Annotated in this window: 20 protein-coding genes; all 20 read right to left on the bottom strand. The window is 47.0% G+C overall.

Annotated features, from left to right (window positions below; genetic code table 11):
* Window positions 1–322 precede the first annotated feature (322 nt).
* Window positions 323–1,195 (bottom strand): stage II sporulation protein SpoIIQ, encoded by an 873-nt coding sequence (gene spoIIQ, locus H539_RS29825; protein ID WP_035324266.1) that lies wholly within the window; start codon window positions 1,193–1,195, stop codon window positions 323–325.
* 253 nt (window positions 1,196–1,448) lie between these two features.
* The gene (gene spoIID / locus H539_RS0126355) at window positions 1,449–2,477 is read right to left on the bottom strand and encodes a stage II sporulation protein D (RefSeq protein WP_245602268.1); all 1,029 of its coding nucleotides are present in this window, start codon (window positions 2,475–2,477) and stop codon (window positions 1,449–1,451) included.
* Window positions 2,478–2,713: 236 nt separating this feature from the next.
* Window positions 2,714–4,015: a UDP-N-acetylglucosamine 1-carboxyvinyltransferase gene (murA, locus tag H539_RS0126350; protein ID WP_026696018.1), complete on the bottom strand. Its 1,302-nt coding sequence runs from the start codon at window positions 4,013–4,015 to the stop codon at window positions 2,714–2,716.
* A gap of 32 nt (window positions 4,016–4,047) precedes the next feature.
* A complete protein-coding gene (locus H539_RS0126345; protein WP_051348818.1) occupies window positions 4,048–4,797 on the bottom strand; it encodes a YwmB family TATA-box binding protein in 750 nt (249 codons plus the stop codon).
* 137 nt (window positions 4,798–4,934) lie between these two features.
* The gene (locus tag H539_RS0126340; protein ID WP_026696016.1) at window positions 4,935–5,165 is read right to left on the bottom strand and encodes a DUF1146 family protein; all 231 of its coding nucleotides are present in this window, start codon (window positions 5,163–5,165) and stop codon (window positions 4,935–4,937) included.
* Window positions 5,166–5,384: 219 nt separating this feature from the next.
* Window positions 5,385–6,899 (bottom strand): NADH-quinone oxidoreductase subunit NuoN, encoded by a 1,515-nt coding sequence (nuoN, locus tag H539_RS0126335; RefSeq protein WP_026696015.1) that lies wholly within the window; start codon window positions 6,897–6,899, stop codon window positions 5,385–5,387.
* Window positions 6,900–6,904: 5 nt separating this feature from the next.
* Entirely contained in the window at window positions 6,905–8,428 is a 1,524-nt protein-coding gene (locus tag H539_RS0126330) for an NADH-quinone oxidoreductase subunit M (protein ID WP_026696014.1), read from the bottom strand.
* Window positions 8,425–10,293, bottom strand: a complete 1,869-nt coding sequence (nuoL, locus tag H539_RS0126325; protein ID WP_026696013.1) for an NADH-quinone oxidoreductase subunit L — start codon at window positions 10,291–10,293, stop codon at window positions 8,425–8,427. Before nuoL ends, H539_RS0126330 begins: the two co-directional genes overlap by 4 nt.
* Window positions 10,294–10,369: 76 nt before the next feature.
* On the bottom strand, window positions 10,370–10,684 hold the full coding sequence (gene nuoK / locus H539_RS0126320) for an NADH-quinone oxidoreductase subunit NuoK (protein WP_026696012.1): 315 nt from the start codon (window positions 10,682–10,684) through the stop codon (window positions 10,370–10,372).
* Window positions 10,681–11,205 carry an NADH-quinone oxidoreductase subunit J gene (locus H539_RS0126315; protein ID WP_026696011.1) on the bottom strand — a complete coding sequence of 175 codons (525 nt, stop codon included), beginning with the start codon at window positions 11,203–11,205 and terminating at the stop codon, window positions 10,681–10,683. Before H539_RS0126315 ends, nuoK begins: the two co-directional genes overlap by 4 nt.
* Window positions 11,202–11,621 carry an NADH-quinone oxidoreductase subunit NuoI gene (gene nuoI, locus H539_RS0126310; protein ID WP_026696010.1) on the bottom strand — a complete coding sequence of 140 codons (420 nt, stop codon included), beginning with the start codon at window positions 11,619–11,621 and terminating at the stop codon, window positions 11,202–11,204. Before nuoI ends, H539_RS0126315 begins: the two co-directional genes overlap by 4 nt.
* A 142-nt stretch (window positions 11,622–11,763) precedes the next feature.
* A complete protein-coding gene (nuoH, locus tag H539_RS0126305; RefSeq protein WP_026696009.1) occupies window positions 11,764–12,762 on the bottom strand; it encodes an NADH-quinone oxidoreductase subunit NuoH in 999 nt (332 codons plus the stop codon).
* A complete protein-coding gene (locus H539_RS0126300) occupies window positions 12,762–13,862 on the bottom strand; it encodes an NADH-quinone oxidoreductase subunit D (protein WP_026696008.1) in 1,101 nt (366 codons plus the stop codon). The genes nuoH and H539_RS0126300 overlap by 1 nt, the downstream gene beginning before the upstream one ends.
* A gap of 2 nt (window positions 13,863–13,864) precedes the next feature.
* The gene (locus H539_RS33000) at window positions 13,865–15,292 is read right to left on the bottom strand and encodes an NADH-quinone oxidoreductase subunit C (RefSeq protein ID WP_425414772.1); all 1,428 of its coding nucleotides are present in this window, start codon (window positions 15,290–15,292) and stop codon (window positions 13,865–13,867) included.
* Window positions 15,293–15,780: 488 nt separating this feature from the next.
* Window positions 15,781–16,314, bottom strand: coding sequence for a NuoB/complex I 20 kDa subunit family protein (locus tag H539_RS0126290; protein WP_180321073.1), 534 nt, complete (start codon window positions 16,312–16,314; stop codon window positions 15,781–15,783).
* Complete coding sequence (locus tag H539_RS0126285) at window positions 16,284–16,658, bottom strand: NADH-quinone oxidoreductase subunit A (protein WP_026696005.1); 375 nt, start codon at window positions 16,656–16,658, stop codon at window positions 16,284–16,286. Before H539_RS0126285 ends, H539_RS0126290 begins: the two co-directional genes overlap by 31 nt.
* A gap of 380 nt (window positions 16,659–17,038) precedes the next feature.
* On the bottom strand, window positions 17,039–17,440 hold the full coding sequence (locus H539_RS0126280; RefSeq protein ID WP_026696004.1) for a F0F1 ATP synthase subunit epsilon: 402 nt from the start codon (window positions 17,438–17,440) through the stop codon (window positions 17,039–17,041).
* Between the two features lie 24 nt (window positions 17,441–17,464).
* Complete coding sequence (gene atpD / locus H539_RS0126275; protein ID WP_026696003.1) at window positions 17,465–18,874, bottom strand: F0F1 ATP synthase subunit beta; 1,410 nt, start codon at window positions 18,872–18,874, stop codon at window positions 17,465–17,467.
* Window positions 18,875–18,958: 84 nt separating this feature from the next.
* Window positions 18,959–19,816 carry a F0F1 ATP synthase subunit gamma gene (locus tag H539_RS0126270; protein ID WP_026696002.1) on the bottom strand — a complete coding sequence of 286 codons (858 nt, stop codon included), beginning with the start codon at window positions 19,814–19,816 and terminating at the stop codon, window positions 18,959–18,961.
* A gap of 38 nt (window positions 19,817–19,854) precedes the next feature.
* The gene (atpA, locus tag H539_RS0126265; RefSeq protein WP_026696001.1) at window positions 19,855–21,363 is read right to left on the bottom strand and encodes a F0F1 ATP synthase subunit alpha; all 1,509 of its coding nucleotides are present in this window, start codon (window positions 21,361–21,363) and stop codon (window positions 19,855–19,857) included.
* Between the last annotated feature and the right edge of the window lie 4 nt (window positions 21,364–21,367).

Raw genomic sequence — 21,367 nt, 5'->3', positions numbered from 1 at the left:
TGAGAGCCCTTCTAATGGACACTTCTCCAGACAACAGGCATTAGTTTGTCCTTGAGAACTCCTCTAATGGACACTTCTCCAGACAACAGGTTTCACCTTGTCCTTGGGAATCTTTATAAGGGACAAATTTCCAGACGCCAAGCATCTTAAGAAACCTTCTAGTAGACAAGTCTCCAACTACCTAGCCTCCCTTTGTCCCTGAAGCCGACCATTCCCCCAAAACAAACTTAACCAAGTACGTCCCCGGCAGCCCACACAAAAAACCCGCCAGATGGCGGGTTCTCAGTTCAGTTGTTTAGTTCAAACGGGAAGTTTGACGTTTTTAGTTGTTTTCGTTTGTTGTATCGGTATTGTCTTTAGCTGGCTCTTCGGTATCTGCGGAAGAGCTGTCATCGGTTTTGGCTTTTTCTTTCATCTGGCTTTTCTCTGGTGTGCTTTCAGGAACCATCTTGTCATCTTCAGTTGTTGTAACTTTTTCCTCGGTTGACTTTTCCGGTGTTACCTTGGCATCCTGAAGGTCCGCAAGGGTTTTGCCGAAGTAGGATTTAGGGTTTACAGCTACGTCATCTTTGCGGATTTCGAAGTGGACGTGTGTGCCCGCTTTTTCATTCAATAGGCTTTGGCCCGCTTTGGCAATAGCTTGTCCTTTTGTAACTTTATCTCCAACTTCAACCTTGATGTCCTGAAGAGATGTATAGCGTGTCACAATGCCTTTAGAGTGTTCGATTTCAACAAGATTTCCAAGTGTGGAATCTTCCTCAACCTTAGTTACTTTACCATCCAGGGAAGCCAGGACATTGAAGCCTTTGCCATCCTTTTTGGCGAAGTCCATACCTTTATTTTGTTCGTACGTGTTGTTGTAGACTACAAGCGATGATTCCTGCTCTTCTTTAGAAGCCTTCGGATCATAGAAGTCTTTTTTAACGACTACCTGATCTGGATCTTTAACCGGCATTGAGAAATTTTCAATGCTTCGGTTGGCTTCGACTGCTGGCTGCTTTTGATTCTTGCCAAGCTCTACAGATTGTTTATTTTCCGGGCTGGCTGAATTCTTTGCTGCGTTTTGATACCATAAAGCACCTGTTAAAATAACTGCTGCACAAATGATGTAGATTGCTGGAAGTGCCCAGCGCTTCTTTATAATACGCTGGATTTTTGAATTTTGAGAAGTCCGTTTCTTTTCTTCCTCTCTCATGTTTATCACCTCATCAGCCATTGTGAACAGAAATCAGAAAATATATACACTTTGCCCAAAAATTTTTTTTGGTTTAGTGTTTGCTAAAGAAAACAGGATTATGCAGGTTTTTTTCAAGGCCTTCCCTGAATGGGATCTGAGGGTTGATGGGAACGCAGGGATGCCCGCTTTCCGCGGGGAGAGTTTCTCTATAAAAGGATTTATTAACGATCACAAAAAGCCCGGCTTTCGCAAAAGTCAGCCGGGCTTATCCTTATTTTTTCACGGTGATTTTGGAGAGATAGCTGTCGTCTGCGGCTATCTGGACTCCTTTATAATAATGGGTCACGATATCTTTATAGTTTTTCCCTTCACGGGCCATGCCATTTGCCCCATACTGGCTCATTCCGACTCCGTGGCCAAAGCCCTTTGTATAGATGACAATTTGGTCTCCTTTTCGTATCCAGGAGAAATCAGAGGACCGCAGCCCGAGCTTTTCCCGGATCTGCTTGCCAGTGAGCTCCTTACCGCCGATTTGGACCTTGGCCACCCTTTGGCCGGCCGTTTTGGCCGTAATGGTTCCAATGGCTGCTTTGGAGCTTAAGCGGACTCCCAGTTTATTTTGAAAGTCCGTCAATGACATGATTTTCTGGCTGTAGTATTTCGGTGACTGCTTATCCCAGGGACTTGATACGCTTTTTAAATAAGGAATTTTGTTTGGCCAATAATCCTCTGAGTTTTCCGTGTAGCCATTGCTGGTTGAAAAGAACGTTGCCTCAATTGGTTCTGAGTTATAGATAAGAATCTGCCCTTTGGTTGCCTCCACCGCCGTTTCAATTCTTTTGATCTTCCAGCTGTAGTCCGATCCCCAGAGTTTCTTTAACTCCTTATCATTCTTATACACCTGGTGGGACTCGGTATCTGTCACATTGGCTCCAGCAGGGGCCGCCTTTGCATTTTTGCCGAGAAGCTGTTTCACGATATAGGTCCTGGCTGTCAGAGCCTGTGCCTTTAAAGCTTCCGGCTCAAAGTCAGCTGGCATTTCAGCTGACACCACTCCTCTGACATAGTCTTCAATTGGCACATCCTCAATCTGCTGCTCAGCATGCCTGTAGACGGCAACGTCCAGGGTGGGAACGTTCGTTTTTACGGCTGCCGGCGGTTTTTTTGCAGGCTCCAGGTTCTCTGCGAGCTGCCGGTTTTCGGTTTCTTTGGAGAATGGAAGCACCAGGATGGCTGGGATCATAAGTATGATGAGTGCGGTGGCAAGGATGATGATCATCATAGGCTTTACTGCGTTCAAGGTTTGCGCCCCCTATACAATTATGTGCGCAGGCATCGTTACATGCTGCTTACTAAATGGTATGGGCAAAAGCTAGCTTATATGACATTTACTTGCCTCAAATGCTAGAATCATTTGCTAGAAAAAATAAGGACCTGATTTCCGTTTCTCCTATTACCATGCTGACACAGCAATGTGAGAAAACGGACCAGGTCCTTATCCGAAAGGAACCGTCCTTAAAAGTCCGGCTTTATTATTTAAGCATTTTCTGCTTTCATTGTTTCATTCTCAAGCACTTCTTCTTCATTCACACGCTCAATGTCAGCTCCCAGTGCAGAAAGCTTGCCATGGAAGTTCACATATCCGCGATCCAAATGCTTCAGCTCCGTTACTCTTGTAACACCATCTGCAACTAGTCCTGTCAGGATTAATGAAGCAGCAGCACGCAGGTCTGTTGCCATGACTTCAGCACCCTGCAGATCAGATGGACCATTGGTGATGACAGAACGACCATCAATTTTGATATCCGCATTCATGCGGCGGAATTCTTCCACATGCATAAAGCGGTTTTCAAATACGGTTTCTGTAATCATTCCTGTTCCAGTTGAACGCAGAAGCAATGCCATCATTTGGGACTGCATATCTGTAGGGAAGCCAGGGTGCGGCATTGTTTTAATATCGACCGCTTTAAGCTGGTCAGGACCAATGACACGCAAGCCATCCTCTTCTTCCATGATTTTAACTCCCATTTCTTCCATCTTGGCAATCAGGGAAGATAAGTGTTCAGGTACTGCGCCCTTTACTAGAACATTTCCACCTGTAATCGCTGCAGCGGCCATGAATGTTCCTGCTTCAATACGGTCAGGAATAATCGTGTGCTCTGTTCCATACAGCTTTTCTACGCCCTCAATTTTAATAGTTGCTGTTCCAGCACCTTTTACTTTACCGCCCATTTTGTTGATAAAGTTGGCAAGGTCAACTATTTCAGGTTCTTTTGCTGCGTTTTCAAGGATGGTTGTACCTTCAGCCAAAGCTGCCGCCATCATAATGTTCTCTGTCGCACCTACACTAGGGAAATCGAGATAGATTTTTGCCCCTTTTAATTTACCATTGACTTCGGCATCGATGAATCCATTTCCGACCTTGACCTTGGCTCCCATTGCTTCAAAGCCTTTTAAATGCTGGTCGATCGGACGGGAACCGATTGCGCAGCCTCCAGGAAGCGCGACACGGGCACGGCTGTTTCTTGCAAGAAGTGATCCCATGACTAAAACAGACGCACGCATTTTGCGTACATATTCGAACGGTGCTTCTTCAAATAACTCTCTTGATGCATCTACAGTAACGGTATTATTGTCAAACGCGACATCCGCGTTCAATTTTCTTAATACTTCATTGATGGTGTATACATCGGAGAGAGTAGGTACATCTTTTAAAATACTTTTTCCATCACTTGCTAATAATGTTGCAGCGATTACAGGTAAAACGGAATTTTTTGCTCCTTCAACTTTTACAGTTCCGCTAAGCCTTTTCCCGCCGCGGACGATGATTTTTTCCAAAAGTCTTCCCCTCCGCGTCCAATTTCTCTATATTAATATTCAAACGTGATTATGGGTGTGCCAACTACAAAGGTAGTCTTTCCGCCCAATCCTTCTCTTCTCGTGGCAAGTTGCAAATTCATGTCTTCATTCGGTAAAGTTTGACTGAATAATTTTGTGTGCGCTGAAATCGATAGGAAATCTTTCTCTTTGATGCTCTCTATTTCATCCGCATTAAAAGCTGTTATCATCTTCTTTACATAAAAAGATAAAACCTCATCAATATTACCATTGATTTCCCCTTTAATACAAGTGAAAATTGATGGATTTCCGCGAAAAATGTCATTAATTCTAAGCTGAAAGTCTTTACTCAAATATCCAGAATACTGACCGCTCCATTTTTCTCCTTTAACTTCATACAGCATGTACGACACCGGGTCTTTTTTAGAAAGAGGCATCATGACTTTTATTGTCTCTTTAAGGCCCGATTCTCTGTTGTTTTTCACTCCCGCAGCAGTGAGGGCACGTTCTTCCGGATCAAATGACCAGCTGAAATCAGGGTACTTTGCTTTGAGTTCTGCAGTTTTTTTATAAAACTTACTCTTGCTGTCTATGGAAAGGTCTGACTCGCGTGCAAAAACGGACCATTCTTTAATCTTCATTTCCTTCTCATGCTTCAACACTTCTACCATCCGGGCCAAGTCGCTGTCGTTTTTTGCTATAATCGTTGTTTTCCCAATCATCAAGGATATAAAACCAATTAACAAAGTATATATGAAAATATGAATATATTTTTTAGTCACCGTTATGCCCCCTCCTATTACTACCATTCTTGCCTTATAGGAGATTGTCATACCAGGCGTTTATCGCCAATTTATGACAGGGCTGCAGGATGTGTTACTCTGTGAGGATATTCACATGTTTCAAAACTTTATATAGCCTATAGATACGGAAGCTGATTGGACCAGAATAAATAGTTGAGCAGGAATCCTGCAACTGCTGAACCAATGGCAATCGTTAAGAGTATGTATAGGACCCTTGCCTGCATGACTCTGCCGGCTCTCAGCATCTTATCGAAATTCAAGGATTGCAGCGCCCACCATGTTAAGGCAAAGCATATCAAATGAATGACGATTCCCAATAGTGCCTGCTGGCCTATATTTGTAATCATATCCCATACTCCTTTCTATCTAGTGGTATTGCCATTTTTACATTCTAACATAGACTGCTGAGAAGTTCTTCATGAAGATAATACTATTTTTAGAAAGTTCCATAAAATGTTAAATATTAGACACAATTAAAAAGCCGGCCATAAAAATCCTGATTCGTAACAGGACTTCCATTGGACCAGCTTCTTTCTGATTTGAATCAGCTTCTTTTTGGGTGGTTGTTATTTCAAAAAATCATTAAAGCTTCCAAAATTATGATGAAGGAAGGTGAAGGCTGAATTAGGCGCAAGCCCCAAAATCAGTGTTCCGGCAAGAGCGATCATAACTACAGCACCGATCCCCGCCGGCAGGACGACCCTGCCCTCTGCCGCCTGCGGCCTGAAGAACATCTGAACCATGATGCCAAAATAATAAAAATAGGAGATCACTGTCCCGGCGATCATCAGGGAGGCGAGCAGGAAATGCCCGGGCTCCGTCATCAGGGTATTCATAAAAATGGTCAATTTCCCTATAAACCCTGCAGTGCCAGGAATTCCCGCAAGCGAGAGGAGGAAGATGGAAAAGCTCAGGGCTGCCACAGGAGATCTCCGGTAAAGGCCGGCAAATTCAGAAATATCCCCTGAATTGGATTGATCGGTCATCAGCTGAATGACAGCAAAGGCTCCGAGATTCATGAATACATAGGCCAAAAGATAAAACCAGACCGCATCGAAGGTAAAGTAGCCAAGCGCCGTAATGCCCGCCAGGATATATCCCGCTTGAGCAATACTTGAGTAAGCGAACATCCTTTTAATATTCCTCTGTCTCAGGGCTGCCACATTTCCGGCGATGATCGTGATGCCCGCAAGGCAGCCAATATAGGTGCTGTTCTGTTCCAGGAAGGACAGATCTGCTTTATCCCCCGGGATAGTCAAAAATAAGGTTAAAATCAAGCGCAGCAGGAGGATGAAACCAGCTGTCTTGGAGATAACGCTCAGATAGGATGCAACCGGCGTGGGCGATCCCTGATACACGTCGGGCGCCCACATATGGAACGGGGCAGCAGCAATTTTAAATGAAAGTCCAATCAGCACCATAAAAAATGCGAGTCCATATAAGTATAGATACTGATGCTCAGCAGCCTGGCCGCTCATGATTTTAGCCATCTCGCTGATATTGGTTGTGCCGGACAGGCCGTATAAATAACTCATCCCGAAAAGGGTTATAGCTGTAGCGATTCCTCCATTGATTACATATTTCATCGCAGCTTCATTCGATTCCTGGGAGGTCTTTCTCATTCCCGCCAGTATATAAGAGGAAACGGACAAAAGCTCTAGTCCGACAAACAAAGTGATTAGATCACCGCTTGACGCCATGAACATGGCCCCCAGAAGCCCGGTTAAGAACAGATAGTAAAATTCCCCTCTGAATGCCCTGAATCCTTCTTTTGGCTGATAGCTGTGAGCAATCAGGATCACCAGGGCAGAGCCTAGCAGTAAAATAAACTTAAAGGCGATGCTGAATGAATCAAGCCGGAAGGTATTGTTCAATATACTTACCGTTCCGCCCGAGATGAGGGTGCCCAGAGAAATGAGGGCGAGTATGACACCTGCAAGGGCAAACCATGCAAGCGAGTTTCTTTTATACGTCTTCGGCAGAAATAAGTCGAGCAGGGAAAGAAGCACAGAAGCTCCTAAAATGATAAATTCCGGTGCCATCGCTCCCCACTTGTATGATAGAAGTGTATCCAGATCCATGCCTCTTACCCCCCTGACCCTGACAGTATATTTTGAATGGTATCTGCTAAAGGATTACTTAAAACCGCCGGATAAACCCCAATCAATATAATGAACGCCAGCAAAATGAAAACCGGGACCATTTCCGCTGTTTCCATATCCCGGACTGCTTCTGAATTCACCTGCAGCTTTGGTTTTCCAAAGATCATTCCCATCGCGGCCCTCAGGAGATAAACCGCTGTCAGGATAATACCCAGAGTGCCGATAGCCGCAAGTATAGGATCCGCTTTGAATAGACCGAGGAAGGCCATGAATTCACTGATAAATCCAGACATGCCTGGAAGTCCAAGGGATGCCATGGCGCTTGCAAGAAGAAAACCCGCCGTAATCGGCATAACACTGGATAGTCCCCCCAGATCCTTGATCGAGGTGGTTTTTACCCGTTCATAGAAGATCCCCACGAGACAGAACAACAGGGCAGCAATCAGGCCGTGGGACACAACCTGGAAAATGGCTCCCTGCAGGCCGGCTTCATTCAGCGATCCCAGCCCCATTAAAACAATTCCCATATGCGAAATGGAGGAATAGGCGAGCACCATTTTAAAATCCTGCTGTATAAACGCAAGGAAGGCACCGTACAGCAGGTTTATGACTCCCAAGACTATGATCAGGACAGATAGATCCTTAAACTGATCCGGGAATATTCCCAGTCCAAACCGGATGATGCCAAAAGCCCCAATCTTAAGCAGCACCCCAGCGTGGAGCATAACAATTGAGGGCGGCGCCTGCACATGGACTCTCAGCATCCAGGTATGCAGCGGGAATATGGGCAGCTTGACGCCAAAGGCAATCAGAAGGGCGATCAGCATTCCATATTTCATGGATGACGGAATCGGAGAGACCAGGGGAACTCCTTCTGTATTGATCAGGTATTTCAAGGCCTCAATATTGGTCGTTCCGGCCCGGGCAAGAAGAGTGATGATAACCAGCAGAAGCACCGCCGAGCCAAAACCGTTATAAATAAGGAAGCTGAACGCCGCCCTCTCCTTTTGGGCATATCCCCATTTTCCAATTAAGAAAAAGGCCGGTATAAGGGTGATTTCAAAAAAGATGAAGAACAGCACCAGGTTCTGGGCAAGAAACACTCCGAGCATGCCAATTTCCAGCAGCAAAAATAGGAGATAATAGCCTTTCCATTCCTTCTTGATATGAATAGAAGCCACGGCAGCCAGTGTGGAAAGAACAGTAGTCAAAAGGACCATCAGCAGGGAAAATCCATCCACTGACAGCTCATAATCCACCGTAAAGAGTTTAGGATCAATCTGTTGAAAATCACCGAATCGGATCCAGCCTGCCTTTTCAGAAAACACATTCAGGCTGTGGCCGGCCAGGTAATGGCCGTACAGGTAAAGCGAAATGGAAAGGGCCGGAAGAGTTCCCAGAATTCCCACCCACTTTATCCTTCTTTCTTGTGTCCCATGAACCAGAAGCAGCGCCGCCATGCCAAGGAGAGGGGAAAAGACCAAGATTGTCAGCAGTACTTCTTTCATCCGAACATCCCCCCTGTTAAGGCAAAAATGATCACTAGTACAGCAAGCCCCAGGAAGGCAATGGCCCCATAATGCTGGGTCTGTCCTGTCTGAAAACGGGAAAGCAGCCTGCCAAGCTTATGAATGGAAGCAGCGATTCCATTTACAAGACCTTCGACAATAAATCGGTCAATATAGCTCAAAAAGATGCTGACAAATCCTGTAAGCCAGACGATGGTACCCTGGTAAAATTCATCTACATAATACTTGTTGTATAAAACGGTATGGAGGAAGCTCCCCTCGCCTCCCAGCCATTCCCTGGATATGGAATTCCTTCTGTAGATCAGATAGGCCAGGGCAATGCCCGCAAGCGATACAAGAGTCGCAGCTCCCATGATCCAAACAGGGCCGCTTCGGTGCTCCGGTTCTAAGTACGGATTTCCCTCGGTCAGCCAGCTGCCGAGGAAGGTTCCGAACCAGGGGGTGTTTATGTATCCGCTGATGACCGCGAGAACCGCAAGAATGATCATAGGGAAGGTCATAGACCGTGGCGATTCATGTACAAGGACTCCCTGTTTTTTCAGCCTGCCCGAGAAGACCAGGAAGAAGAGCCGGAACATATAGAATGCTGTAAAGAATGCTGCGATGACCGCAAGGCCGAATAAAACATAATTTCCGTTTTCCCAGGCTGAGGAAAGAATCTCATCCTTGCTGAAAAATCCAGAAAATAATGGAACTCCCGAGATAGCCAGTGTTCCAATCAAGAAAACCGGTCCGGTTATCCTCAGCTTCTTCCACAAGCCGCCCATTTCTTCGACATCCTGTGTGTGGACCGCATGAATCACGCTTCCTGCCGCTAAAAATAACAGAGCCTTAAAGAAGGCGTGAGTCATAAGATGGAATACTCCTGCTGTATAGCCTCCGGTTCCAAGGGCCAGCATCATATATCCGAGCTGGCTGACGGTGGAGTAGGCGAGAATCCGCTTGATGTCCCTTTGCACCAGTCCGATGCTTGCTGCAAATATGGCGGTAAGGCCTCCGATAGACGCCACAATGAGCATTGCCGATGTACTGGCCAGAAATAAGGGATACATCGCAGCAACCAGGTATACACCGGCAGCAACCATTGTAGCCGCATGAATGAGCGCGGATACAGGGGTCGGGCCTTCCATTGCATCCGGAAGCCAGGTATGCAGCGGGAATTGGCCTGATTTTCCCATCGCCCCGATAAAAATTAAAATCGCAGTCAGGGTGATCATGCTCTGGGTGATTCCCCCTCCCTCCACTTCCTGGAATATAACCTGGAAATCAAAGCTTCCAGTTTTCCAAAATAAGAGGATCATTCCGATAAAAAGTCCCACATCCCCAATCCGGGTCATAATAAAGGCCTTTTTTGCCGCTGCTTTTGCCTCTTCCTTGTAGAAATAAAAACCGATTAAAAGGAAGGATCCAAGCCCCACCAGCTCCCAGAATATATACAGCTGAAGGAGATTGGGGGATATCACAAGCCCCAGCATGGCAAAGGTAAATAACCCTAGATATGCATAAAAGACAGGCAATCGATCCTCGCGCTGCATGTATCCTTTTGAATATAAATGGACAAGAAAACTTACCAATGACACAATTACGAGCATCAGGGCGTTCAATTGATTCACTTCAAAGCCCGCTTTTATGTGTGCCTCCCCAATATTCAGCCAGTCTGCTTCGGCTTTATAAGTGTCTCCGCGTATCCGGCCCCACAGCACCAGCACCGAAAACAGAAAAGAACATAATGTGAGGAGGATTCCTATGTACGCACTCTTTTCCTTCAGTACTCTCCCTGCCGCAAGCAGCAGTAAAAAGGACAGGAGCGGAAAAAGCGGTATTATCCATGCAATCTCCATCATGGCATCTTCGTCCCCTTTATCAAGCAATTAAAGCAGTCTCCTGCTTTCCTGTTTCAATCTTCCCGGCTTATCTTGATCAATGCTTTAAAGAATTCATCTCATCAATATTCACGGTCTTTTTACGGTTGTAGAGACTCATTAGGACAGCCAGCCCGACAGCAGCCTCTGCCGCAGCCACCGCAATCGTGAACAGAGAAAAGATCTGGCCGGTAATGGACGGCGAAGGTCCAAGCCTGCTGAAGGCCACTAGATTTATATTCACAGCATTAAGCATTAATTCAATGGAAATCAGGACGATGACGGTATTTTTTTTGGTCAGGGCCCCATACAGGCCGATGCAGAACAGCACCAAAGCCAGTACGAGATAGGCCGAAAGCGGTATGGAAGTCATCCTTCCTCCTCCTCCCCTTTTTCACTGTCTTTTTTGGCAAGGATAATGGCGCCGACCAGAGCAGCGAGCAGCAGGACCGAGGTTAATTCAAACGGTATAATATGCCTGGAGTACAGAGCAGTCCCTATTTTTCTGGTATTGTCAATATGAAGGCTCGTTTCCTCTGGTGGTATATCCAGCTGATAAATCCCCGCATATACCGCAATCCCAAATCCTGCAATCCCTAAAAGAAGCAGCAGCTTGCGGAAGATTCCCGCTGTCTGCTGATTCGTATCATTATGCCTTGTCAGCATGATCCCAAAAAGCATAATAATGGTGATTGCTCCCGAGTAGATCAGCACCTGGACTGCGGCTACGAACTCGGCGGACAGCATCACATAGATTCCGGCAATGCTGATAAAGGTGAAGACAAGGGCAATGACCATATGCACGACCCTATCCAGGGTGATCAGCAGAATCCCTCCCATAATGGCCGCCAGTGATAATAAGGTAAATGCCAGCATTTCTCCTGAGAGGGTCATGGTTTATTCACCCTCCGTATATGTTCATCATTCTCATCCAGCCACACGAGATCCTTAAACAGCTGATCCCGGCTGTATTCAGCCAGCTCAAAATTATTGGTCATGATAATCGCCTCTGTCGGGCATACTTCTGTGCACAAATCGCATAGAATACAAATTTCAAAATTGATGTCATAGGTATCGATAATTTTCCCTTTTTTACTGGGATCAGGATGCTTCTTCCCTGTCAGCTGAATGCAATCCGTCGGGCAGATATTCGAGCATTGGTTGCAGACAATGCATTTTTCCGGATAAAATTTTTGAATGCCGCGGAAACGGTCTGGAAGCGGAAGAGGCTCATTGGGGTAATCATAGGTTACTTTCTTCCGCGTTAAATTTTTCAGGGTATACGAAAAGCCTTTTGCCAACCCTATCATCTCTGTCACCCCTTCTTTTGCCGGCAGGCGGCCAGCCAGAATATTTTGCAAGTATGCCCCGGCAGGAACTGATGGCTGAGGGCAGCTTTTTTGAGAGTTATAGCTTAGAAGAAGTTTAAACGAATGGATGTGCCGTCCAGATTCAGAAAAGCTCCTTTAAGATCGCTGTCAAAAAAATATTGGCCAATGCTGCCGGCAGGAGCACCTTCCAGCCGAATTCCATGAGCTGGTCGGCACGGAGCCTTGGAAGAGTCACACGCACCCAGATCAAAATAAAGACGATCAAGCTGAACTTAAGGCTGAACCAGACTGCGCCAGGAATGAATCCTAAAAAAGGCAGTGCCCCCCACCCTCCAAGGAATAGGACAGTAGTCAAGGCCGCCATGGCAAACAGATACACATATTCCGAAAGCATAAAGAAAGCCCAGCGGAATCCTGAGTATTCCACATGAAAACCGGCAACGAGTTCTGATTCCGCTTCCGGCAGATCGAATGGGGTCCGGTTAAGCTCTGCAATGGAGGCGATGATAAAGATGATAAAAGCGATCGGCTGCTTGATGATAAACCAGCCGTGACTCTGGGCTGACACAATGTCATTCAAATTCAGGCTTCCTGACAGCAGGATGACCCCAAGGAGGGACATGACAAGCGGGATTTCATAGGAGATCATCTGTGCCGCAGCACGCATCCCCCCAAGGAGGGCATATTTATTATTGGAGGCCCATCCCCCCGTTACAACCCCTACAGTGGAAATCCCTGAAATGGCGATATAATAAAGCAGACCTACTCCGATATCCGCAAATTGAAGCTTATCTGTAAAAGGGATCACGGCAAGGACCAAAAATGCCGGCGCAAACGCAATGACAGGCGCCAGGATGAACAAGGGCCTATCAGCAAGCTTCGGAATGGTATCCTCCTTGATCAAAAGCTTCAATACATCGGCGACTGTCTGAAGCAGGCCCCATCTGCCTCCTACCTGATTCGGTCCATGGCGGAGCTGCATAAAGCCCATCACTTTCCGTTCAGCCAGGATGGCATAGGTCACGAATCCAAGAATCACCATCAGCAGGATGGCCGCAAGCAAAAAGAATATCGCAAAATTCATCAGTCCCGGCGGTGAAGCTAGCAGTTCCTGGACCATTATCCATCCACCTCCCCCAGTACAATATCAATAGCTCCCAAGATGGTAATCAGATTAGCCATGTTTTCACCCTTCAGGAGTTTAGGAAGAATTTGCAGATTATAAAAGGACGGCCTGCGGAATTTTAACCGGTAAGGCTCCTTTTTTCCTTCACTGGCAATATAGCAGCCTATTTCGCCCCGCGGCGATTCAATTCGCACGTAAGCCTCCCCCTTAGGCGCCTTAATGATCTTTGGCACCTTGGCCATAATGCTTCCTTCGGCCGGAAACTGCGCTGCTGCCTGCTCAATGATTTTCAGGGACTCAACTATTTCCTGCATCCGGCATTCATACCGCGCCCATGCATCGCCGCCGGTGCGTACCACTGTATCAAAGCTGAAGCGGTCATAAATGGAGTATGGCTCATCCTTCCGCAGATCCCAGTTCACTCCTGTGCAGCGGAGATTCGCACCGCTCAGGGAATAATTGATCGCTTCCTCCTTCGTATAAGTCCCGATTCCCTTCACCCGCTTCATGAATATTTCATTTCCGGTGACAAGCCTATGATAGCCCTCCAGCTGTTGTCTCATATACGGGACGAATTCCCGGACTTTATCAATCCAGCCTTCCGGGGCATCCCATTTGACTCCCCCGACTCTCATATAATTGAAGGTCAGCCGGGCACCCGATAGTTCATTCAATAGATTGATAATCATCTCCCGCTCGCGGAAGGCATATAGAAAAGGGCTGACTGCCCCGATATCCAAGAGGTACGTCCCCCACCAAACAAGGTGGCTGGCAACCCTGCCGAGCTCCATCGCAAGCACTCTGAGATATTCCGCCCGCTCAGGGATCTCCAGTCCCATCATCGTTTCAACTGCATGGCAGATCACATAGTTGTTGGTCATGGCTGATAAATAATCCATTCTGTCGGTATAAGGGATAATCTGGGTATATTGCAGATCTTCCGCCAGCTTTTCCGTCCCTCGATGAAGATAGCCAATTACCGGCGTCGCCTCTTTAATGATTTCTCCATCAATTTTCACGACCAGCCGGAAGACTCCGTGTGTGCTCGGATGCTGGGGCCCGACATTTAAAAGCATCTCTTCCGTTCGAATCATCCTTAAACCTCCACATCGTAAGGCTCATAATCTTTGCGAAGCGGATGGCCGATCCATCCCTCTCCCAGCATGATCCGTTTTAAATCAGGGTGATTGGAGAATTGGATTCCCAGGAGATCATACGCCTCGCTTTCCGGCCAATTGGCTCCTTGCCATAAAGGCACAAGGGATGGAAGGACCGGATTCTCACGGTCCACTCTCACTTTTACCGCAGCGGACTGTGAATTTCGATAGGAATATAGATGTACATACACCTCAAAATGTGACCCGAAATCCGTTCCGTGCAGCTCTGACAGATAATCAAAGGCCAGCTGCTCGTTATATTTCAAAAACTCAGCAGTCCGGTAATAAGCTGACACCTTCACTTCCAGGGTAGGAACATCCTTTGAAAGAGGATTAATATAGGCGGCTGCCAAAATATCCGTTCCCAGATTCTCTTCAATGACCTTTATGTACTTATCCAGGAATTTCTGATTCGGCGAAGGCTTGCTGTCAGCCGGAGGCTCTACAGCCGGACGGGCTTTTCCTGCTCCAGCCGCCTTGGCCTTCGCTGCTGCAGCTGCCTTCGCTTTGGCTGCCGCAATAGCTTTGGCTTTTTCATCTCCTTCTGGAGCTTCTCCATCCTGCTTTACCAGGGCGGCTGCTTTTGCCTTTGCTGCCGCCGCTGCTTTTGCTTTGGCGGCTGCGATGGCTTTGGCCTTTTCATCTCCTTCTGGTGCTTCTCCACCCTGCTTTGCCAGGGCGGCCGCTTTTGCCTTGGCTGCTGCCGCCGCTTTTGCTTTGGCGGCTGCGATGGCTTTGGCTTTTTCGTCTCCTTCTGGTGCTTCTCCACCCTGCTTTGCCAGGGCGGCCGCTTTTGCCTTGGCTGCTGCCGCCGCTTTTGCTTTGGCGGCTGCGATGGCTTTGGCTTTTTCGTCTCCTTCTGGTGCTTCTCCACCCTGCTTTGCCAGGGCGGCCGCTTTTGCCTTGGCTGCTGCCGCTGCTTTTGCCTTGGCAACTGCAATTGCTTTTGCCTTTTCATCTCCCTCTGGAGCTTCTCCACCCTGCTTTGCCAGGGCGGCCGCCTTTGCCTTTTCATCTTCTTCGGAAAGCTGTGAAAATTCTTCAGCTGCCTTCTTAGACATAATCGGCTCGCTTTTTTGCTCGGGATGCTCAGCTGCACTGCTGGCCATTGCGGCCCTTTTGGACTTTAATTCAGCAGATGCTGTTTCCTTTTCTGTGGCCAATGCCTTCGTATTATCATCCTCTAAATAAAAAGTGGAGCTCTTCGCGGCCAGTTCGGCGGCTTTAGCTTTTATGGCTTTTCTTGCTTCTAGGTCAAATTCTGTATGGGCTGATGTTGTAGGTAATGAGGCTGGATTCTTGTTGGTGTCCTGCTGAGATTCTCGGCTGAGGCTGACGGTTTGGGCTGCAGCCATTTCTTGGGCCATGGCGGCAGCCTTTGCCCTGGCTGCGGCGGATGCTTTTTGCTTTGCCAGCTCCATATCCGCAAAGGACTGATTAGGAAGGGGTTTTGAGAATTCATTAAATCGTTCTATTTCTAATAGCGGCTCGGAAGCAGTCCTGCCACCTTGGTTATCTGCAAGGGGTTCTGCTTTGGCTCTCGCCGCAGCTGCAGCTTTCTGCTTCGCAAGCTCCAGCTCCAGATGAGCTGGGTTCGGAAGGGGCAGATCATTTCCTGTTTCTTCTTTTCCTGCCTCCGGCTCGAAACCCTGCGGGGCATTCTTCGCTTCGGCAAGAGCCTCGGCTTTTTGCTGGGCGAGTTCCACTTCTATTTCAATGGGGTCCGTACTGCGTTCTGAAGGAGGCTGTGAATCCTTCTTTCCGGCTTTCATTTTAGCGAGGGCCGCCGCTTTTGCCTTTGCGGCTGCTGCCGCCTTTTTCTTTGCCAGTTCTAAATCTTTTTCTCCGCTCACCGTTAAATCACCCTCTTCCCGGTTTTAGCCTCAAAGCGGATCTTTTCCTTCAGCTTATTAATGCCATATATGAGGGCCGCTGGATTCGGTGGACATCCGGGAATATACACATCGACAGGCACGATTTGATCCACTCCCTTTACGACCGAATAGGATTTCACATAAGGTCCTCCCGCAGTAGCGCAGGAACCCATAGCAATCACCCACTTCGGCTCAGGCATTTGATCATAAAGCCTTCTTAGGATCGGCGCCATCTTCTTTGTGACAGTACCGGAAACAATCATGACATCTGACTGCCTCGGCGAGGTTCTGAAAAAAGATCCAAAACGGTCCAGATCATAATGAGAGGAGCCTACCCCCATCATTTCAATTGCACAGCAGGCAAGACCGAATGTCATCGGCCAGAGCGAATTGCTCCGTGCCCAGGCTTTGAGCTGTTCCAGAGTAGACAGGAAGACATTTCTTCTGAGCTCTGCCATTTCTTCAGGAGTTATACCCTCTAACGTTAAGTCCACTTTAACACCTTCTTTTTCCATGCATATATGAGACCAATGACAAGCAGGAGTACAAAGATGAGCATTTCGATTAAAGCAAAGATGCCGAGTTTATCATAGGCAACTGCCCATGGATATAGAAATACCGTTTCCACATCAAAAATGACAAAGAGAAGCGCGAAAATATAATACCGCACATTAAACTGGATCCTAGAATCGTGAAAGGGCTCTACACCGCTTTCGTAGGTGGTATACTTTGCTTCTTCAGGTTTATACGGCCTCAGCAGTCTGCCGAGGAACAGAGCTATGACAGGCAGCAGGATACCGAGACATAAAAACACAAAAACTATCAAATAATTATTCTGATAGCTGTTTACTAGATCCATGTCTGACCCCCTTGTTATAAAATTATTTTTGAATAATCAAACCATTAAATGTAAGCGTATTCATTATACCATTGTTCTTTAAGGGTGTCGACACGCCTTCAGAACTGTTTAGGACTGTTTTAAAACCCCTAATGTCCATGCTCTATAGTTTATTTAACGGATAAGAAAAAAAGCACTATTTTTCAATAGAACTTTCGGATCTTTCTTAAAGGCTGTTTTGTAAACTTTGTTGCTTTGAAACAAGGCAGGTGATAACGGAATCGTGTCTCATAATTGTAAAAACAACAATCCTTTAGAAAAGAGCCTTCTTGTGAACCTGCCTCAAGACCGCCACAACAAAAAAACCACCCTTCCGATTGATCGGAAGGGTGGTGAAACGATTATTTTCGTTCCGCAAGTGAAATGCGGTTGATGGCACGTCTTAAGGATAATTCCGCACGTCTTGCGTCTACGTGGTCGGCACTATCCTGCAGGCGTTTCTCGGCGCGGGCAGCTGCTGCCTTTGCGCGAGCAAGGTCGATATCTTCAGCTCTTTCTGCAGATTGAGCCAGGATGGTTACCTTGTCAGGACGGACTTCCAAGAGTCCGCCGCTGACAGCGATAAATTCAGTCTTTCCATCTTTTTTCAAGCGGACAGAACCGATTTCAAGAGGAGCAACCATAGGAATATGTCCTGGAAGGACTCCTAAGTCGCCGCTCTTTGCTTTAGTGCTTACCATTTCTGCGTCTGCATCAAACACTGGGCCATCGGGAGTAACAACACTGACTTGTAACGTCTTCATTTCATACCCTCCTAGGTCCCTTAATTACGCCATTTGTTTTGCTTTTTCAATTACTTCTTCCATTCTTCCTACAAGACGGAATGCATCCTCTGGCAGGTCGTCATACTTGCCGGCAAGAAGATCCTTGAAGCCTTGAACTGTTTCTTTAACAGGTACATAAGAACCTTTTTGACCTGTGAACTGTTCAGCAACGTGGAAGTTTTGAGATAGGAAGAATTGAATACGGCGTGCACGGTGTACAATCAATTTATCCTCATCAGATAACTCGTCCATACCAAGGATGGCGATGATATCCTGAAGTTCTTTATAACGCTGTAGTGTCTGCTGTACCTGGCGCGCAATCGTGTAGTGCTCTTCGCCGACAACTTCAGGAGTCAAAGCGCGTGAAGTTGAAGCCAAAGGGTCTACCGCTGGGTAAATACCCATTTCTGTAAGCTTACGCTCAAGGTTTGTTGTCGCATCCAAGTGGGCAAACGTTGTAGCTGGAGCCGGATCTGTATAGTCATCCGCAGGTACATAGATCGCCTGGATGGATGTTACAGAACCAACATTTGTAGATGTGATACGCTCTTGAAGCTGACCCATCTCTGTAGCAAGTGTCGGCTGGTAACCAACCGCAGATGGCATACGGCCAAGAAGCGCTGATACCTCAGAACCTGCCTGAGTGAATCGGAAAATGTTATCGATGAAGAATAGAACGTCCTGTCCTTGCTCATCACGGAAGTATTCCGCCATTGTCAAACCAGTCAGGGCAACACGCATACGCGCACCTGGAGGCTCGTTCATCTGTCCGAATACCATTGCCGTTTTGCTGATAACTCCGGAATCGCTCATTTCGTGGTATAAGTCATTTCCTTCACGAGTACGCTCACCAACACCTGCGAATACGGAGATACCGCCGTGTTCTTGTGCGATGTTGTTGATAAGCTCCTGGATTAATACGGTTTTACCAACACCGGCACCACCGAATAGACCGATCTTTCCACCTTTGATATATGGAGCAAGAAGGTCTACTACCTTAATTCCAGTTTCAAGGATTTCAACAGATGTAGAAAGCTGCTCGAAAGAAGGAGCTTGTCTGTGAATTGGGTCTCTGCGCTCTTCTGCAGGGATTGGAGCGTCAAGGTCGATATTTTCACCCAGTACGTTGAAAACACGCCCTAAAGTAATGTCTCCTACTGGTACAGAAATCGGTGCACCAGTGTCTTGTGCTTCCACTCCGCGTGTTAAACCGTCAGTAGAAGCCATTGCTACGGTACGAACAGTGTCATCACCTAAATGAAGGGCAACTTCAAGAGTTAAATCGATTGCCACGCCATTTTCAGTGGCCGCTTGCTGGATTCTTAGTGCGTTGTAAAGTTCGGGAAGCTGTCCGCTCTCGAATTTTACGTCAACAACCGGACCCATGACTTGTGTAACGTATCCTTTGTTCATCGTTTTCCCTCCTATCTAAACTTAAGCCGAACATATATGATGGCAGGGGGAAGCCGGAAGGCCCGCCCCCTTGCCTAAAAATTTCTATTCCAGTGCAGCTACACCGCCGACGATCTCTGTGATCTCCTGGGTGATGGCTGCTTGACGAGCACGGTTATACTGCAGGGAAAGTGAATTGATAAGCTCTTTGGCATTATCCGTTGCACTCTTCATTGCAGACATACGGGCTGCGTGTTCACTTGCTTTTCCGTCCAGAATTGCACCAAATATTAAGCTTTCCGCATATTGAGGCAGCAATACTTCCAAAATGTCTTCAGCTGATGGTTCAAATTCATATGAAACCATTTTGCCTGAAGGAGAAATATCCGTTAACGGAAGAAGCTTTCTCTCTGTAACATCCTGCTGGATGGCACTGACATAGTGGTTGTAATACATATACAATTCATCAAAGGTTCCATCAGAGAACATGCCTACAGAAGGGCTTGTAATGTCTTTAATCTCAGCAAATGATGGCTGATCAGAAAGGCCGACAATTTCAAGCGCTACTTTCACTCCGCGCTTCACGAAGAAGTCGCGGCCGACACGGCCGATGGCGATGATGGCGTACTCATCTTGAGACTTATGGCGGCTCTGAATAGTCTGAAGGACATGGCGCAGCACGCTGCTGTTATATGCACCTGCCAGACCGCGGTCAGAAGTGATCACGATGTAACCAGTCTTTTTAACAGGACGGGAAACCAGCATAGGATGGCTGACCCCTTTGCTGCCTGCAGCTACACTCGCTGCAACCTCCTGGATTTTATCCATGTACGGCTGAAACGAATGTGTATTTTGGACAGCGCGGTTCCACTTTGCAGCAGATACCATCTCCATTGCCTTTGTAATCTGGCTCGTCTTTTTGGTTGAGTTTATACGAGTCTTTATATCGCGTAATGATGCCATTAGTTCTCACCACCTATAAAAAGAGTTTGTTAGACCGATTATTCAGAAACAACGAATGTCTTTTTGAATTCGTTAATTGCAGAAACCATATCTTCGTCCTTAGGCAGTTCGCCAGTTGTACGAATTTGATCTAATAAGCTCTTGCGGTTTTGATCCAGCCAGCTGTGGAATTCGCCCTCGAAACGGCGGACATCTCCTACAGGGATTTCATCTAAGTGACCGCGGGTAAGTGCATAAAGAATGGCAACCTGCTTTTCAACTTTAAGCGGCTTGTTTAGGTCCTGCTTCAATACTTCAACAGTACGTGCACCACGGGCAAGCTTCGCCTGTGTCGCTTTGTCAAGGTCAGAACCGAATTGTGCAAAGGCCTCCAGCTCACGGAATGACGCAAGGTCAAGACGAAGAGTACCGGCAACCTTTCTCATGGCTTTAATCTGTGCAGATCCCCCAACACGGGATACTGACAGACCAGCGTTGATCGCTGGGCGTACACCAGAGAAGAACAAGTCAGACTGAAGGAAGATTTGTCCGTCTGTGATTGAAATAACGTTTGTTGGGATATAAGCCGAAATATCACCAGCTTGTGTTTCAACGAACGGAAGGGCTGTAATAGATCCAGCACCAAGTGTATCATTCAGCTTCGCTGCACGCTCAAGAAGGCGTGAGTGCAAGTAGAATACGTCACCAGGGAATGCTTCACGGCCTGGAGGACGGCGTAGTAATAGAGAAAGCTCACGGTAAGCAGCCGCTTGTTTAGAAAGATCATCATAAACGATAAGAACGTGCTTGCCGTTGAACATGAATTCCTCACCCATTGTAACACCTGCATAAGGAGCCAGGAACAGCAAAGGAGCCGGCTGGGATGCAGAAGCAGTCACAACGATTGTGTAATCAAGCGCACCATGGCGGCGAAGTGTTTCAACTGCGTTACGCACCGTTGATTCCTTCTGGCCGATAGCTACATAGATACAGATCATGTTCTGGTCGCCCTGGTTAAGAATGGTATCGATCGCTACAGATGTTTTACCAGTCTGGCGGTCACCGATGATAAGCTCACGCTGTCCGCGTCCGATTGGAACAAGGGCATCGATCGCTTTGATTCCTGTTTGAAGAGGTTCATGAACAGATTTACGGTCCATAACACCTGTTGCAGGACTTTCAATTGGTCTAGTTTTCGTAGCGTTGATTGGGCCAAGTCCGTCAACAGGCTGTCCAAGAGGATTTACTACACGTCCGATCAGCTCTTCACCAACCGGTACCTCCATGATGCGTCCTGTACGGCGTACTTCACTGCCTTCACGAATATCAGCGAAAGGACCAAGGATTACGATACCTACGTTGCTTTGCTCAAGGTTCTGTGCTAAACCCATAACACCGTTAGAGAACTCTACTAGTTCTCCAGACATTACATTGTCAAGACCATGAACACGTGCGATACCGTCACCAACCTGGATTACTGTACCAACATCGTTTACTTCTATTTCAGACTGATAGTTTTCAATTTGCTGTTTGATCAGCGCACTGATTTCTTCAGCTTTAATGCTCATGAAT

This window comes from Peribacillus kribbensis DSM 17871 (assembly GCF_000430765.1).
GTDB lineage: Bacteria > Bacillota > Bacilli > Bacillales > DSM-1321 > Paraperibacillus > Paraperibacillus kribbensis.
The sequence above is the reverse complement of the archived record's forward strand: the minus strand, read 5'-3'. Positions and strand labels throughout refer to the sequence as shown.

Excerpts from the sequence above, each read along its gene's own strand:
- spoIIQ (WP_035324266.1), bottom strand. The coding sequence starts at position 1,195 with ATGAGAGAGGAAGAAAAGAAACGGACTTCTCAAAATTCAAAAATCCAG.
- H539_RS0126340 (WP_026696016.1), bottom strand. The coding sequence starts at position 5,165 with ATGATTACAAATATAGGCCAGCAGGCACTATTGGGAATCGTCATTCAT.
- nuoN (WP_026696015.1), bottom strand. The coding sequence starts at position 6,899 with ATGGATCTGGATACACTTCTATCATACAAGTGGGGAGCGATGGCACCG.
- H539_RS0126330 (WP_026696014.1), bottom strand. The coding sequence starts at position 8,428 with ATGAAAGAAGTACTGCTGACAATCTTGGTCTTTTCCCCTCTCCTTGGC.
- nuoL (WP_026696013.1), bottom strand. The coding sequence starts at position 10,293 with ATGATGGAGATTGCATGGATAATACCGCTTTTTCCGCTCCTGTCCTTT.
- nuoK (WP_026696012.1), bottom strand. The coding sequence starts at position 10,684 with ATGACTTCCATACCGCTTTCGGCCTATCTCGTACTGGCTTTGGTGCTG.
- H539_RS0126315 (WP_026696011.1), bottom strand. The coding sequence starts at position 11,205 with ATGACCCTCTCAGGAGAAATGCTGGCATTTACCTTATTATCACTGGCG.
- nuoI (WP_026696010.1), bottom strand. The coding sequence starts at position 11,621 with ATGATAGGGTTGGCAAAAGGCTTTTCGTATACCCTGAAAAATTTAACG.
- nuoH (WP_026696009.1), bottom strand. The coding sequence starts at position 12,762 with ATGGTCCAGGAACTGCTAGCTTCACCGCCGGGACTGATGAATTTTGCG.
- H539_RS0126300 (WP_026696008.1), bottom strand. The coding sequence starts at position 13,862 with ATGATTCGAACGGAAGAGATGCTTTTAAATGTCGGGCCCCAGCATCCG.
- H539_RS33000 (WP_425414772.1), bottom strand. The coding sequence starts at position 15,292 with ATGGCCCAAGAAATGGCTGCAGCCCAAACCGTCAGCCTCAGCCGAGAA.
- H539_RS0126290 (WP_180321073.1), bottom strand. The coding sequence starts at position 16,314 with ATGGAAAAAGAAGGTGTTAAAGTGGACTTAACGTTAGAGGGTATAACT.
- H539_RS0126285 (WP_026696005.1), bottom strand. The coding sequence starts at position 16,658 with ATGGATCTAGTAAACAGCTATCAGAATAATTATTTGATAGTTTTTGTG.
- H539_RS0126280 (WP_026696004.1), bottom strand. The coding sequence starts at position 17,440 with ATGAAGACGTTACAAGTCAGTGTTGTTACTCCCGATGGCCCAGTGTTT.
- atpD (WP_026696003.1), bottom strand. The coding sequence starts at position 18,874 with ATGAACAAAGGATACGTTACACAAGTCATGGGTCCGGTTGTTGACGTA.
- H539_RS0126270 (WP_026696002.1), bottom strand. The coding sequence starts at position 19,816 with ATGGCATCATTACGCGATATAAAGACTCGTATAAACTCAACCAAAAAG.
- atpA (WP_026696001.1), bottom strand. The coding sequence starts at position 21,363 with ATGAGCATTAAAGCTGAAGAAATCAGTGCGCTGATCAAACAGCAAATT.